Source organism: Rummeliibacillus sp. TYF005 (genome assembly GCF_003844195.1).
In the GTDB taxonomy this organism is placed as follows: domain Bacteria; phylum Bacillota; class Bacilli; order Bacillales_A; family Planococcaceae; genus Rummeliibacillus.
Window position 1 is genome coordinate 26,456 of record NZ_ML122548.1, and the last position, 14,749, is coordinate 41,204.

Consider the following 14,749-nt stretch of genomic DNA (forward strand, 5'->3'; position numbering starts at 1 on the left):
GAATTTTGGGTACTTATTTATTGAGTTTATTTTTGGGAGTATCTTTTTAAGACTTGAATTGTCCGGAACGTGGATTCAGTTTGTTTTTGCGTGGATTGAGTCCGAAACTACGTGGATTACTCTTAATTTCCCGTGGATTGGATCCTATTTCCCGTGGATTGGACCAAAATATTCGTGAATATGACCTATATGATTCCAAAAGAAAAACGCCTCATGACCTGAGGCGTTTTGTACTTTTACCTTACAAAGGAATATTCCCGTGTTTTTTATAAGGTCTTGATTCTTTTTTCGTACGTAGCATTTCAAGTGATTGCATTAGTTTGATACGAGTTTCTCGAGGATCGATGACATCGTCTACTAAGCCGTGAGATGCTGCAACATATGGATTTGCAAATTTTTCTTTATATTCTTCAATTTTTTGAGCACGTGTAGCCTCAGGATCTGCTGATTTTGCAATTTCACCTGCATGGATGATATTTGCTGCACCAGATGCACCCATTACTGCGATTTCAGCGTTTGGCCATGCATATACCATATCTGCCCCAATAGATTTAGAGTTAAGAGCAACATACGCACCGCCATAAGCTTTACGAAGAATAACTGTAATTTTCGGAACAGTTGCTTCTGAATAAGCAAATAGGATTTTTGCACCGTGACGGATGATTCCGCCGTGTTCTTGTTTAACACCTGGGAAGAAGCCTGAAACGTCTTCGAAAGTAATAATCGGTACGTTGAAAGAATCACAAGTACGAACAAAGCGAGCAAGTTTATCAGAAGAATTGATATCTAAACCGCCAGCAAGTACTTTTGGTTGGTTACAAACTAGACCAACTGATTCTCCGTCAATTCGTGCAAAACCAACGACAATATTTTTTGCAAAGTCTTTTTGAACTTCCATAAAGGAATCTTTATCTACTACTTGTTCAATAACTTTACGTACGTCATATGCTTTTGTTTGGTCGACAGGTACAAGATCCAATAATTCAGAACGGAAGTTGTCATCTTCTTCTTTTTCAACTTTCACAACTGGAGCTTTTTCCGTATTGTTTTGTGGTAAGTAGCTAAGCAATTGTTTGATTTGTTCAATTGCTGTTTCTTCATCTGCTGCACGGAAATGTGCATTACCACTTACAGAGTTGTGAACTTTTGCACCACCAAGACCTTCAGATGAAATTTTTTCACCTGTAACTGTTTCGATAACTTTTGGTCCAGTGATGAACATTTGTGATGTTTTATCAACCATTAGGATAAAGTCAGTGATTGCTGGAGAATAAACAGCACCACCTGCACATGGTCCCATGATTACAGAGATTTGTGGAATTACACCCGAATAGATGGAGTTTCTATAGAAAATGTGACCGTAGCCGTCAAGAGATAATACGCCTTCTTGAATACGAGCGCCACCTGAATCATTAATACCAATAAATGGAGCTCCGTTTTTAGCTGCTAAATCCATAACATTCGCAATTTTCTGAGCGTGCATTTCCCCAAGTGCACCACCGAACACTGTAAAGTCTTGTGAGAATAGGTAGACAGGACGACCATTTACTTTACCATAACCAGTAACAACCCCATCACCAGGTCCCTCTTTCTTATCCATACCAAAATCTACTGTACGGTGTTTTACGAAAGGATTGATCTCAACGAAAGTTCCTTCGTCTAGTAATAAGTCGATACGTTCACGAGCTGTCAATTTACCTTTGTTATGTTGCTTTTCGATTCTGGCTTCACCACCGCCAAGTTTGATTTCACTTTTACGATCATACAATTCATTGATTTTATCGTACATATCCATTTAACTGATTACTCCTTTGTTTGACTTCTATCTACTAATTCGTAAAGTACTCCATATGATGATTTAGGGTGAATGAAAACAACCTTTGCTCCACCCGCTCCAATTTTAGGTTCTTCAGATAACAGGCGAGCTCCTTCTTCACGCATTCTAGCCATTTCTTGTTCTATATCAGTAACGGCTAGTGCTATATGATGGATGCCTTCACCACGCTTTTCCAAATATTTATAGATAGCGCTTTCTTTTGTGAGTGGTTCTAACAGTTCAATATGTGTGTTTCCCGCATCGATAAATGCAACTTTTACTTTCTCAGACTCTACTTCTTCTACATTGATTAGCTTCATACCTAACACATTTGTATAATATGTAACGCGTTCATCTAAGTCCTTGACCGCTATACCAATATGATCAACATTCTCCATTAGTCCCCCAACTCCTTCTATGTTGTATAACACAATTGTACATAAATTTTTCAGAAAACTCTAGTACTTGTTAAATAAAATATATTTGATAAAATATTTTTAAAGAAAAAAAGGAGAGAACGAGAATGAGCAATAAGAAAATCCAGAAAATTGTTGTAATATTGATGGCAGCCATTATGGTCCTTTCAATGTTAACTTTCGGTTTAGCAATGATTAATTAGTAAATTCAGCAGATCTATCTAACCTATAATGGGTCTGCTGTAATATTTCTGTCATTGCTAAATCTAAAAACAATGTTTAAAATCCCGTACTATTTTCGTATAAACTACTTCTAGAAAGGAAATAAATTGTTTTAACAACTTTTTTCTGATAGGAGCTAGTTCTTATGAAAGTATTACTTATTATTTCCAGCATTGTCTTACCACTTGTTATGTTCTTCCTACAATTAAAAATAAAAACTTTCCGTTTCATTTTTAATATACTTGCTTTAATAGCTATTGTTATTTTTGGTGATATTGCTTCGACTTCTATTTATCAAATTATTAAAGAAAATGCCGTATTTATGACTACCATCCATGCTATTTTCTTAAATCCATTTTTCTTAGCCACTGGTGGATATCTAGGTATATATTTCATATACAGATTAATCTTACTTACAATTGAAGAAACAAAAGATTGAAGCCATTTAAGTATTTTTTTCTTGTTTAAGCTTTACGTAATAGAACAACCAAACCATCCAGACAATAATATATATACTAATAGCCACTATTTCTACAATTAGTACTAACCACCAAGACCAATTGAGAACACCTACTAATTTCAGTACGATTAAAATAATAGTCAAAAATTCCGTAAATCCCAATTGCCTCACCTTTCGTTTATAATCTTCGTATTACTTTTTCCTTTATGTTGCCTTTTTATGTATTTTTATAATTTAAAAATGAAATTACTGCGATATAGAGCAGACATTTATTATAGAAAGAAAGGGCTATCCCTGAAGTTTTTTTCTTATGGGATAACCCTAACATAATTATTTCACTAATTTTAACTCTTCAACCGATTCTCTCACAACTCTCAAAATTTCGATATAATAGTCTTTGTGTTGATTACATAAACGAGTATTTTCATCGAGGTGAGCAATTTCTTGATCGATTTCATTGATCATATCATTCATAATCAGTTGAGTCATGCCACTACTCGTTTTGCCATAAGCATTCACTAGTATTTGTCTTTTTTGAGCCAAAAATCTTTGGCGGTCGAATGATTGAATAGAGTCTTCATCAAATTGTTGAATTTTACTTACAATTTCATCCATAACTACTGTAGCTGTATCTTTTGTTTGTCGTTCTTCTACCAATTTACTCCCCTCCTACTAAATTTAAATCTAGTATTAGATTATTTAATTGATAGAAGATTTATGATAAAAAATTTTCAGAAGGATAAAAATTAACACTAGCTTCTAATTGCAATATAGAAGTACGTCTTAAAGGTTTTCAATTACTTCTCTTAACTTTTTAGCCGAATCAATTTTATAGATAGTATTAGTATCTTTTATATTCATAATCGTTGCCGTATCATCACTATTCATCCACAAGAAATATTCCGTATCCTTTAACTTAATCTTATATTGTGGAGAACCAATATCTACGATTCCTTCTATTTTTTTAGCTCTGTTCAATGCATTTTGAATAATGTGGATTTGTTCATCATTTGAAATAGTCTTTAGAGAATTAGGTTTTACTTTCGAAAAATCAATTGTTTCCTGAATTTCAACGCTCTTTACAACTTCTGATGAATTTTTTTCAGTATTACAAGCAACTAAACTTAAACAGCAAATAAGAATGAATAGGTACCCTTTTACATTCATCCTTTACACCTCCCCTTTATTAAGACGGATAATAATTAAATTAGTTACATTTTATTACATATTATATATTTATTTTTTTGCAACACAAAATTCTTAAAATAGAATTTTGTATGATTAAAGGTATTTGAAATATCATTAGAGAAATTTACACATAGCGACTATTAAAAAGGAGTGTTGAAACATGGAACTATCACTTTGCATGATTTCTATCAAAGTAAATGATGTAGAAAAGGCAGTTAAATTTTATTGTGATGGATTAGGCTTTAACTTAGAAAAAAATTATGGTGAGAATATTGTAGAATTGAGTTTTGATGGTCACTCCATCATTCTAGAAAAAGCAGAAAAAGAAAATACACTCAATTATTTTGAAAATGCCCAAACGGTTTTAGGAATCCGCTCAAACGATTTACCCGCTGATATGAAGGAATTGCAAGAAAGAGGCATTGAATTATTGTTTAAAGAACCACAAAAATGTCCTCCAGGTATTTTCAATGTAATTCAAGATCCTTTTGGAAATCATATTGAAATTTTAGAATTCCAATAGATTTTCATCCTAAACTCATTCATACATTCAAGCATAATTTTAAGTGATTATGCTTTTTATTATTTCAAAAATTCACTTTCTATATAAACAATTCTAATTTATATTAGTTTGAGCAACTTACTTGGATTTTAAAAGGGAATGTCGTATAGTAGAATCTCAACATGATAGATTAAGGAGCGTAAAAAATGACACTAACACAAAGTACTTTAAATAAAGTAATGCACGAAAGAAAATCCGTACGTAAATATGATCCTCAATTCAAAATTCCACAATCTCAATTAGAGGAACTTTTAACAGAAGCCGCAACTGCACCATCATCAAGTAACCTACAACCTTGGCGTTTTCTAGTTATTCAAGACGATCAAGTAAAAAAAGAGCTACGCAAAATTTCAAATAACCAAGAACAAGTAGAAACTGCCTCAGCAATTATTGCTGTTTTGGGCGATATCGAAATGTACAACAATACTGAAGAAATTTACAATAAGAATTTCGAATTAGGTTATATGGATGAAAATATAAAAAATATGATGATTGAAAACTCATTAAAATTATATTCAAATCTTCCAGAAGAAATTTTAACAAACATCGCTACTTTTGATGCTGGCTTAATCTCTATGCAAATTATGCTTCTTGCAAGAGATATGGGATATGATACAGTTCCAATGGGTGGTTTTAACAAAAAAGCATTTGCTGAAAAATTCGAATTGCCAAATCATATAAAACCAGTTTTACTTATTGCAATTGGTAAAGCAGTTGCACCTGCATATGGTACTTCTCGTTTACCATTAGATAAAATTGCTAAATTCATCTAACACTTACTAAAAAAGGAGCACTCCATTACCGGAATGCTCTTTTTTTATTTCAATTAATGCTGTAATTGCTGAAGTACTTTATTTAGCGATTGCTCATTTTCTACAACTACGTCTCTAAATGGAAGGAATGGATTCCCCTGTTCCTTAATACGTGCTAGAACATTTGGGATTGAAAATATTTGAGGTTTTAGCGAACGGTTCACTTCATCCCAATGTAAAGGTGTTGCAATTAGTCCCTGAGCATTTCCCCTCGGTGAGTAGGGTGCAACGATTGTCTTTCCTTCACGATGTTGAACATAGTCTAAGTAAAGCTTGTTATGACGATTCTTTTTTAAGCGCTCGATAGTAAACCATTTTGGATTTTGTTCGACCAAAAAATCACATACAAATTTTGTGAATAATCCTGTCTGTTCATATGAAAAGGTATCTTTTGGTATTGGAATATAAATTTGCATACCTTTACCGCCTGATGTTTTGATAAACGACTTTAACTCAAACTGATCAAAAATAGCTTTTAGTTGAAGAGCTGCTTCAACTGCTAAAGAAAATTCATCAACTGAAGGTGGATCTAGATCAAACACAATTTCCGTAGGATAAACCGTCTGAATAGGTTGGAACGGGATATGAAACTCGATAGCCAACTGATTGCCCAACCATAAAAGTGTTTCAATATTGTTGCAAAGGATAAAGTGCGTATCATCTACAAATGCTGTAGAAACAAAATCAGGCACTTTTTCCGGACTACTCTTTTGGTAAAAGCTCTCACCGGGTACACCATGCGGATAACGAATAAGTGTTAATGGTCTATTACGAAGAAAGGATAACATTAATGGCGCTACACTTTGTAAATAATAAAGATAATCTTCTTTAACTATCCCTATAGATTGGAAAATGGGCTTATCAGGATGCGTAATTTGAACAGATTCAGGTATCGGTTTAAGTTGATGTAGCATCTTTTCCCAAGTACATTCTTCTGGTTCAACATTAAGTTTAAATGTATGAAATCTTGGTTCCCTCAACATTCCCCCAAGAAAATCAATACAAGCAATTTCTACACAAAAAGATGGCGCTAACTCCCATACTTCGTTCTTTAACTTAGTCCCACTGTCTTCAAATAACTTCTTTAATACATTGAACTCTTCTTCTTTTAAACCATGACGAAATAAAACAACTTCAACAAGAGCATCATCCTGATATACGGCTCCAGTAAAGTAGCCATTCTTCTTATCAAATTTGGTTACTATAACTGTTACGTAAAACCAATTTTTTATTTTTAACCAATTGGTCGTTCTAGTACCACTCATCCAAGTACTTTTTCTTTTTTTCGCTATAAGACCTTCTCCGTTATGAATCTTTATAATTGTCCACAACTTACTGGCATCCAAAAAATCATCAATCAGTTGAACTCGTCTTTTGTCTTCATAATTAATAGAAGTTGGGATGTTCACACTCCCACATAATTCCTTTAATAATTCCTTTCTTTCTATCAATTCTAAATTTGTTACATCCTCCCCTTTTCGTTCTAGAAGATCAAACACGACGTAATGACACGGAAATTGATGAGCGTTTTTATTAATGGAATTTTGACTTTTCAATCTCCCACGAAGTTGCACGACTGAAAATTGACTTTTGAAATTATTGGATAAGGATACTAATTCTCCGTCTACTTTTAGTGGCAAATAAGAACTTATTTGATCTTTTATTTCTTGTAAATAATCTAGTATTTCTGGAAAGTGAGGATTTAAATTTTTTCCATTTCGACTGATTAAAACAGGTTCATCTACCCATTCTAATATACAGCGAAATCCATCATATTTTGTTTCATAGATCCAATCCTCTCCACTAGGTATTTCATCTGATTGAGTTAATAACATCGGTTTCAACATCCATCCAACCTTCACGCTTTTTTAATAGCTTTTGAACAATTCGAATATCTAATACATAAAAACAACTAATGTCTTCAATAATAAGGAAAAGAAGGTGAGTGAAAATATGCATACAGTTTGGAAAGGTAGTATCAGCTTTGGTTTAGTCAACATTCCGATTAAATTACATGCTGCTACTGAAAATAAGGATGTAAAGTTACGTCAACTGCATAAAGAATGCCATACACCTATTAGTTATAAAAAGGTATGTGAAAGTTGCGGCAAAGAAGTGGAAGAAGCGGATATCGTTAAAGCTTACGAGTATACAAAAAACAAATTTGTCGTATTAGATGCAGAGGACTTAGAAAATTTGAGGAAAGAAAATGAAGATAAAGCTGTTGAAATTATCGATTTTGTTAAACTAGAAGAAATCGATCCCATCTATTTTGAAAGAAGCTATTATATCTCTCCAGATGCAACAGGTTCAAAAGCCTATACGCTTCTACGTAAGACACTAGAGGATTCCGGGAAAATTGGCGTAGCTAAGATTATTATTCGCTCAAAAGAACAATTAGCTGCCCTACGTGTTTATAAAAATACTTTAGTAATGGAAACCATCCATTATCCAGATGAAGTCCGAAGCATTAGCGATGTACCAAATATACCTTCCGAACAAATAGTTGTGGAAAAAGAACTTGAAACGGCATTGATGCTCGTTGATCAACTAACCACAACATTTGATCCGGATAAATATACAGATGATTATAGAACTGCTCTCTTAGACTTAATCGAAGAGAAAAAAGCCGAAAACACAGTTACAGCTAATAATGTAGAAAAAGAACTCCCTGATAACGTGACAGATCTAATGAGCGCACTCCAAGCATCATTGAAAAAGACAAAGAAAAAAACGCCAAGAAAACGGACAAAGACTTTAAAAGAAAAGACATCTTAAAGATAATTTGAAACTTCAATCAGTTTTTGAATCACCGTATAGAAAAAGCCAACGTTGAAGTGAAGTGCACCCAAAACGTTGGCTTTCCATCTATTCAAGAACTGTTAGTTAGCATATTGACCACTCTTTCTACATTTCTACTATCGATTTTTTCAACTCTTCAGGAACTAACTCTATATGTTGAATTTCAGAAATAGGAACCCATGTTGGTTGATAAATATTATTTTCTGAACTTCTCTCTTTTTCTTCTCCATGAATTTCAAATTCACTTTTCTCAAACAGCTCTGTTAGAAAGTAAACTTCTTTCTTCGTCGTTTGAAATTCAACAAATGTTGTAAGATCTTGAGGTGATAATTTTAAATTAATTTCTTCATGAGTTTCACGAATAGCTGCTTCTAATGCACTTTCGTTCTCTTCAACCGTTCCACCAGGATTAACCCAATACTCACGTCCGTTTTTTAGTCTATGAATAAGTAGTACTTCTTTTTCCTTTGGGTTATAAATAACTGTTCCTGCTCGCATGGATTTAATCTTGTCCTTTCGTGTTAACTTGCTATTGTTATATTTTTAGAGTTTGTAAGACGAATTTGACGATTTCCTTATAAAAATCATTATTCATATATTGCTTCCTTAGCACTCAATTCACTATAAAATTTGTTGAACTCCTCAGAATAGTGTAATGATGCTAATGGTCTTCCTGTGATTCTCGCACTTGAGGCAGGCGTTTTAAATATACACTCTTGAACATACAATCCCTTATTAATAATTTTATCTCCAAAAGCAATAACATAGGAAGTTATAATTGTCCCTGTTCCAGTCTTATTTTCGCCGATTAGATTAGTGTAATGTTCAATAATTTCCTCATCTGTTGCATATGGTCCGATTATTCTTCTTATATATGCACCAGGCTATTCTGACTTTGGAAGAAAATCTAAAAATAATCCTTCATCAGTTGCGATTACTGGATATGTCACCTCCATACTACCAGTCAGGGCTTTCGTTTGAGCATTTTTTTCAATATTTGATCCTTCATTACTATTCGATATGTTGTCTATCAAAATCAGTTCAAGGTTTTCGATTTTCTTTAATGTCCTTTTGAATTCTTCATATTTTCCAATGTTTGAAGTGACTAACCCTAATTTCATCATTTGCTCCTCTGCTGTTCTCTCTCTCTCTATTTTATATTCTTTCACCTTTAAACCTTACGATACCATCGCTTGTAACCTCTTTATAGTTTACTCTGATAGTATTCCCTGCAATTGTAACGTATTCTGACTGCATCATCAGTTGGACTGTTTCAAAATCGATCATTTCATCAAACGTTCCTTCCCCTATAACAATTAGTTCGACTTTAAAATTACGCATATGTATCACTACTCCTCGTTAACTATTAATATAATCTATAACTTCGTTAATATATGTATCTAATGATTTCCCACTATTTACCGAAAAGCATTTACAATTTAATGGTCTTTTACTACTTTTAAGCGTCCGATTAAATGTTTCTAGTGATTTCACCTCTGAAATTTGACTAACCATTTTATTCCTTGTTTTTAAACGCCTGTTTATTTCAACAAAATCATCGAGATAGCATTCAATATATTTATAATTAGCATTATATTTTTGAGTGATTATAGTCCCCTTATCGATCAATTCATCATACAAACAAGGACTATCGAGGATAACATTTCTTCCTTGTGATAAATAAAAATCTACTAACGCAAAATCAATATTATACGCGATTCCGCCTAGCGGTTTTCCATTAATCTCATCTTCGTTAATTGAATGTAATAATGCTGATTTCGTTACATCATGATCAATAATAATACAGTTAGTTCTATTAGCTATTTCTAAGGCTAATGTAGATTTACCCGATCCAGGAAACCCAGACATTTGAATAAAAAACATGTATAAATTCCTTTCTATCCCACACTTATTACTTCAAAAATTTAGTAATATTTCTTTCCTAGCTTACTAATTCAGCAAATGTATGTAAAAGAGCACCCATAAGGATGCTCTTAAACGAGTTAAAACTAATTATTAATGAATAAGCCTTTGACTGCATTTTAGTGGTATAGAGCCCTCGCATTGCTCATAAACCATATTCTTATAACAATCCCCATTATTTTATATTCTACATTTTGCGTGTAATTCCTCTTAAATATCTAAAAAGCCTAGTAGTAGTATAAATATTACAGTAAGTGGATTCATAAAGCTAAATGCCTGAAAGAATAAAAAGTTATTTAATAGCCATCCAAATCGTCCATCTATCCTTTTCGACAATGTTGGTCTCTATTGAGATTGACTGATTAATATGATTGGTCAACTTGTCTAATTCATTATTGTCTAATTCATGTAAAATACTTCTACCTGTTCTTTCTTTTAAATCATTTAGCAATTGCTCTTTGTTTTCGTAAACTTTTCGTGTTTCCCATAATTTAAGTTCCGTAACTTCTTTAAATCCAACTTCTTTTAGTTTTTCGATTACCAAATGACTATCATGTCTGCGTTTCGTTTCTTTTTCAACTAATTTTGGAAAGAGCTCAAAGAAATATCCTCTAATATTGCTATTAGTGCCTTCCAACAAACAATCTTCAGGGGTTCGATCTTGGATAATATAAAATCCGTTATCCTCCAACACTCTATACGCTTCTTTAAAACATGCATGTAAATCTTCAATATGATGAATCAATGCTCTTTCAAGTAGTAGATCAAAACTATTGTTATCTAAACCTGTCTCATAAGCATTGCCTTTCTTAAAAAATACGTTTTTATATTCTTTGCAATTTTCTCTTGCCCCTTCAAGTATGGGTTCAGAGAAATCTATGCCAGTGACAGAATCGACTCCCCTATCCGAAAGTGCCTTGCAGTAGATTCCTCCTCCACATCCAATATCTAAAGCTTTAGAAATATCCTTGATAGGAACAAGTTTACTTATTGCTTCAATCCATGAGTTGTGAGCATTTCTAGATGTATAAGAATCTCGAATTTCTTTATTATGAAAATCAATACCCATTCTTTAACATCACCCATCTCTTCTTTTGATTCATTACATTTCCATTTTACCCCATAATTATATATAAATATAAGTTATGTTTTTTATATAAAGTAATAATTATTTCTTATTACAATTCGATCAGTCATTATTTGTTCATCCCAAAGTTGTATGTTAACTGATTGAACTTACCTTTATACTCAAAATATACAAAATAATTTGAAAGAAGGTTGTGTTCCAATGATTAAAGGTTTATACGAAGCTCATTTACCAGTTAGTAATCTTCAAAAATCAATTGAGTTTTACCAAAATTTAGATTTAGAGATCGCATATCAATCAAAAAAGGTTGTATTTTTTTGGATTGAAAAGGGAAAGAGTTGGTTAGGTTTATGGGAAACTGATAAAGTGAACACCCCTTATCACCCATCGCTAAGACATGTTGCTTTTCAAATTGATAGAGACGATATGAATAACATTAAAAATTGGTTAGAGGAAAAAGGAATAGCAATAAGACCTGCTTTCGGGTTTTCCGGTGAAGAACAGCCGCTTGTATTAAATAATAATCCTCAAGCCCACGCAGCTATCTATTTTGAAGATCTAGATGGTAATAGTCTTGAATTTATATCTCCTTTAAGATTAGACTTTGAAGAAGCATTTGAAAAAATGACTTTAGAAGAATGGAATCGTACGCAGGAATAAAACAGTATGCATTTACTTTGTTTTATACAATGTTCATAATAGCAATCTTTATAATACACGTTCAGTCGGTAAATTTATAACAGCTTAGAATTAGGGAACTAATCCTTATAGATTCATAAACTAATAGATTGTAAAAATCCTCCATTTAAATATTTGGTTTAATATAATATAATAAAATTTTGTGTAAAGAATAATTTATTTATTAAGGTTGGCTGAAAATGATTAACGAAATTCAAAAAGACTTAAAAAAAGTAATTAGTTTATATCAAGAGAAACCATATCTTCCGTTCTGGGGAGAGCTATTCAAGATCACACAAGACTTAAAGAAAGTTACTCATTTAAAGAAACAGAAAATACTTTTATATGAAACCAACGAGTCAGTTCCAGTTTTTTATCAACCAGATGGCCGATTTTGCATTGCTGCACCTGGTCTCACTATTTTTTTAACACAAGAAGAATTCATCGATTCTTTGTTAAGAGGAATGTTTTGGCCTAAATAAAGGAAAAGCTTCTATATTATTTAAAGCTATTTCTCCATTAAGTATTTCAATATTTTCTTCTACATACTTCCTCGATACTATTATCATTCCCTACACTTTTATTCGTTTTATTATATTCATCTTATATTCATCTAAAAAATGAATGACATAGTGACATTTAATGAACAGCGTTTGATAAGATTGTCACCCACCAGATGATTATATCGATTTAATAAGTTATATAGCCTAGTACATTGGCGAATGCTGTCAAAATCGCAATACTCCTACGAACAGATTGCTTTGATCAGAGTAAGGGCATAGTCATCTGCTTCCAAAGTTAATAAAAATGTACCACTTGAAGTGTTTAAAAATGTGCTTCAAAATGTGATACATTTTTTATTTTGTTTTAATTTTAAAGTACATACAGTCTGTTTCTTTGTATGGAATTGTCGAACATATTCTTCCTTAGTCACAAAGCCTCCATCGGAATACAGGGTGCTTCACAATAATAGAAACCCAACTTAATATTCATTTTTACACATTTGGGAATATCAACTGTTTTCATCACGTAATTGTAGTAAAGTTCAAAAAAGAATTTGTAATGGAGGCGTTTAATGAGTCGATTGATGAAAAGGTTTTTAGTCTTTTTCTTATGTTTAATGGTTTTTACGCCATATGTTCTTTCTTTAGAAGTATCAGCCGGAAAGCTGAAGCCACCTGGTGAAACCTTCACCCCTGGAGAATGGTTCCTTGGTGACCGTCCACCGAATTACACTTCATCAAAACCACCGATTGTCTTTGTCCAAGGGAAGAATGGCAGCTCAACAAGCTGGTATGGGGAAACAACTTATCACGGAGTTAATGACATATATACGAAAGCTTACGAAGCTGGATATCAGACTGTTTTCGTCCAGTTATATGACGCGGCAGGCAATGGTTCTGAAAATCAATACACAAATGGACGCCTACTAGCCTCCATGCTCGGAGAAATATCTCGACACTTTAATGGGCAGAAAGTGAATATCATCGCTCATAGTAAGGGTGGCCCTGATACTCAAGCAGCCCTTATACATTACGGAGCTCATTCATATGTCGGCAGGGTTATCACATTAGGATCACCTCATTATGGATCCGAATTAGCAGACCTTTCATATAGCTGGTATGCAGGATGGCTTGGGGAACTGCTCGGGCAAAATGATGCAGGTACCTATTCATTACAGGTTGGGGAAATGGCAAAATTCCGCTCCGTAACTGACAGCAATTCTAACCGCAGTAAAAATAAATACTATACGGTAGCTGGAACAAACAAAGGACCGGCCCTTTCTGCACTATCCCTCGGTGGAGCCTATTTATCTATCTATGGGGCAAATGACGGACTCGTTACAGAGACCAGCGCAAAGCTGCCTTATGGCACACACTTATTCACCGATAGCACAATTGATCATGATAATATCCGTCAAGGTTCCAAAGTTTTTTCTAGGATTGAACCTTATTTACGCAGTGCTACCGTCAGCCAATTGTCCACTAATAACGAAACATCGAGTCAAACAGACGCGGCTATCCACAGTGAATCCTCCAACTATATCACGGGAGGCAAGCTATCAGATAACCAAATCACCAAAAAAGAAATCTATGTTCCTGCCAAAACAAATGGCACTATCTCCGTCTATACAGCCAGCAATGATACGACTGTTGAGTTAGTTGCACCAGACGGAACAATTATGAAAGCTACAGGCCCAGTAAAAGATGAAATGATTCTCTCTGGCGCAAACGTTTATACATTCCAACCAGATGAACTCGTCGAAGGTTCCTGGACAGTACAAATGAAGGCAACGAATGACAAGGATGCCTACTTACTAGTCTCCTCCTTTGATGAACCTGGGAAGCTGGAACTCGACATGGCTGGCAAAGGTAAGGCAGATCAAACATCATTCACCTTAAAAACGCCAAAGCAAGCAGGAACAACAAAACTTTCCTTCAAATTCAAAGATCCGAATGGAAAGGAACTAAAGCAAACGATTAATCCTAAGAGCACAAACGGAACCAAGTTCACCTCCAAGCTACCGAAAGTTTCAAAACCCGGCGTATATAACATGACTGTTGACATGAAAACAAAACACCCGAATGGCAAAGAATCAATCTGGACTTTGGTTCGCTCAGTTTATATTGAATAGATAGGCAAAAAGAGCCCTCTTATGAATATAAGAGGGCTTGTTTATGGTGTTAAAAAGGACTAGCGATAAATATAGAAGCGTAAGATTAAGCATTTTTGGAATCACTATGCCGAGGAAAATGTGAATATATGGAATATCTAAATTCAAA

At 33.7% G+C, this 14,749-nt stretch carries 19 protein-coding genes; 8 read left to right on the top strand and 11 right to left on the bottom strand.

Annotated features, from left to right (window positions below; genetic code table 11):
• Positions 1-241 precede the first annotated feature (241 nt).
• Together CW357_RS06370 and mce are read right to left on the bottom strand one after the other, a co-directional pair.
• Positions 242-1,795 (bottom strand): acyl-CoA carboxylase subunit beta, encoded by a 1,554-nt coding sequence (locus CW357_RS06370; RefSeq protein WP_124217620.1) that lies wholly within the window; start codon positions 1,793-1,795, stop codon positions 242-244.
• A gap of 8 nt (positions 1,796-1,803) precedes the next feature.
• Positions 1,804-2,214, bottom strand: coding sequence for a methylmalonyl-CoA epimerase (mce, locus tag CW357_RS06375; protein ID WP_119414920.1), 411 nt, complete (start codon positions 2,212-2,214; stop codon positions 1,804-1,806).
• A gap of 95 nt (positions 2,215-2,309) precedes the next feature.
• Between mce and prli42 the strand changes: the two genes are divergently transcribed.
• Both prli42 and CW357_RS06385 read left to right on the top strand, forming a co-directional pair.
• Positions 2,310-2,435, top strand: coding sequence for a stressosome-associated protein Prli42 (gene prli42 / locus CW357_RS06380; RefSeq protein WP_255416300.1), 126 nt, complete (start codon positions 2,310-2,312; stop codon positions 2,433-2,435).
• Positions 2,436-2,599: 164 nt separating this feature from the next.
• Positions 2,600-2,893, top strand: a complete 294-nt coding sequence (locus tag CW357_RS06385; RefSeq protein ID WP_119414918.1) for a transposase — start codon at positions 2,600-2,602, stop codon at positions 2,891-2,893.
• A 6-nt stretch (positions 2,894-2,899) separates the two neighbouring features.
• Here the strand turns inward: CW357_RS06385 and CW357_RS18185 are convergent, their stop codons facing one another.
• The 3 genes from CW357_RS18185 to CW357_RS06395 all read right to left on the bottom strand — a co-directional run bounded on the left by CW357_RS18185 (position 2,900) and on the right by CW357_RS06395 (position 4,081).
• On the bottom strand, positions 2,900-3,076 hold the full coding sequence (locus CW357_RS18185) for a hypothetical protein (protein WP_164489556.1): 177 nt from the start codon (positions 3,074-3,076) through the stop codon (positions 2,900-2,902).
• Between the two features lie 168 nt (positions 3,077-3,244).
• The gene (locus CW357_RS06390) at positions 3,245-3,571 is read right to left on the bottom strand and encodes a hypothetical protein (protein WP_119414917.1); all 327 of its coding nucleotides are present in this window, start codon (positions 3,569-3,571) and stop codon (positions 3,245-3,247) included.
• A 126-nt stretch (positions 3,572-3,697) separates the two neighbouring features.
• Positions 3,698-4,081, bottom strand: coding sequence for a YhfM domain-containing protein (locus CW357_RS06395; protein ID WP_119414916.1), 384 nt, complete (start codon positions 4,079-4,081; stop codon positions 3,698-3,700).
• Positions 4,082-4,262: 181 nt separating this feature from the next.
• Here CW357_RS06395 and CW357_RS06400 point away from each other — a divergent pair, with 181 nt between their 5' ends.
• Positions 4,263-4,625, top strand: a complete 363-nt coding sequence (locus CW357_RS06400) for a VOC family protein (protein WP_119414915.1) — start codon at positions 4,263-4,265, stop codon at positions 4,623-4,625.
• Between the two features lie 185 nt (positions 4,626-4,810).
• Positions 4,811-5,437 carry a nitroreductase family protein gene (locus tag CW357_RS06405; RefSeq protein WP_124217621.1) on the top strand — a complete coding sequence of 209 codons (627 nt, stop codon included), beginning with the start codon at positions 4,811-4,813 and terminating at the stop codon, positions 5,435-5,437.
• 53 nt (positions 5,438-5,490) lie between these two features.
• Here CW357_RS06405 and CW357_RS06410 read toward each other — a convergent pair whose 3' ends face one another.
• Positions 5,491-7,320, bottom strand: a complete 1,830-nt coding sequence (locus CW357_RS06410) for a DNA ligase D (protein ID WP_124217645.1) — start codon at positions 7,318-7,320, stop codon at positions 5,491-5,493.
• A 109-nt stretch (positions 7,321-7,429) separates the two neighbouring features.
• Between CW357_RS06410 and CW357_RS06415 the strand changes: the two genes are divergently transcribed.
• Positions 7,430-8,254, top strand: a complete 825-nt coding sequence (locus CW357_RS06415; protein WP_119414913.1) for a non-homologous end joining protein Ku — start codon at positions 7,430-7,432, stop codon at positions 8,252-8,254.
• A gap of 129 nt (positions 8,255-8,383) precedes the next feature.
• Here the strand turns inward: CW357_RS06415 and CW357_RS06420 are convergent, their stop codons facing one another.
• The 5 genes from CW357_RS06420 to CW357_RS06440 form a co-directional block, all read right to left on the bottom strand.
• The gene (locus tag CW357_RS06420; RefSeq protein WP_119414912.1) at positions 8,384-8,776 is read right to left on the bottom strand and encodes an NUDIX domain-containing protein; all 393 of its coding nucleotides are present in this window, start codon (positions 8,774-8,776) and stop codon (positions 8,384-8,386) included.
• A 386-nt stretch (positions 8,777-9,162) separates the two neighbouring features.
• Positions 9,163-9,447, bottom strand: coding sequence for a non-canonical purine NTP pyrophosphatase (locus CW357_RS06425; RefSeq protein WP_119414911.1), 285 nt, complete (start codon positions 9,445-9,447; stop codon positions 9,163-9,165).
• A complete protein-coding gene (locus CW357_RS06430; RefSeq protein ID WP_119414910.1) occupies positions 9,434-9,619 on the bottom strand; it encodes a hypothetical protein in 186 nt (61 codons plus the stop codon). The genes CW357_RS06425 and CW357_RS06430 overlap by 14 nt, the downstream gene beginning before the upstream one ends.
• 18 nt (positions 9,620-9,637) lie before the next feature.
• The gene (locus CW357_RS06435) at positions 9,638-10,162 is read right to left on the bottom strand and encodes a P-loop nucleotide/nucleoside kinase family protein (RefSeq protein ID WP_119414909.1); all 525 of its coding nucleotides are present in this window, start codon (positions 10,160-10,162) and stop codon (positions 9,638-9,640) included.
• 331 nt (positions 10,163-10,493) lie between these two features.
• Positions 10,494-11,270, bottom strand: a complete 777-nt coding sequence (locus tag CW357_RS06440) for a class I SAM-dependent methyltransferase (RefSeq protein WP_119414908.1) — start codon at positions 11,268-11,270, stop codon at positions 10,494-10,496.
• Between the two features lie 219 nt (positions 11,271-11,489).
• On the opposite strand from CW357_RS06440, the gene CW357_RS06445 reads away from it, so the two are divergent.
• The 3 genes from CW357_RS06445 (at position 11,490) to CW357_RS06455 (ending at position 14,601) form a co-directional block, all read left to right on the top strand.
• Positions 11,490-11,948: a VOC family protein gene (locus CW357_RS06445; RefSeq protein WP_119414907.1), complete on the top strand. Its 459-nt coding sequence runs from the start codon at positions 11,490-11,492 to the stop codon at positions 11,946-11,948.
• Positions 11,949-12,166: 218 nt separating this feature from the next.
• Positions 12,167-12,448: a hypothetical protein gene (locus CW357_RS06450; RefSeq protein WP_119414906.1), complete on the top strand. Its 282-nt coding sequence runs from the start codon at positions 12,167-12,169 to the stop codon at positions 12,446-12,448.
• 593 nt (positions 12,449-13,041) lie between these two features.
• The gene (locus CW357_RS06455; protein WP_124217622.1) at positions 13,042-14,601 is read left to right on the top strand and encodes a lipase family alpha/beta hydrolase; all 1,560 of its coding nucleotides are present in this window, start codon (positions 13,042-13,044) and stop codon (positions 14,599-14,601) included.
• Positions 14,602-14,749 lie beyond the last annotated feature (148 nt).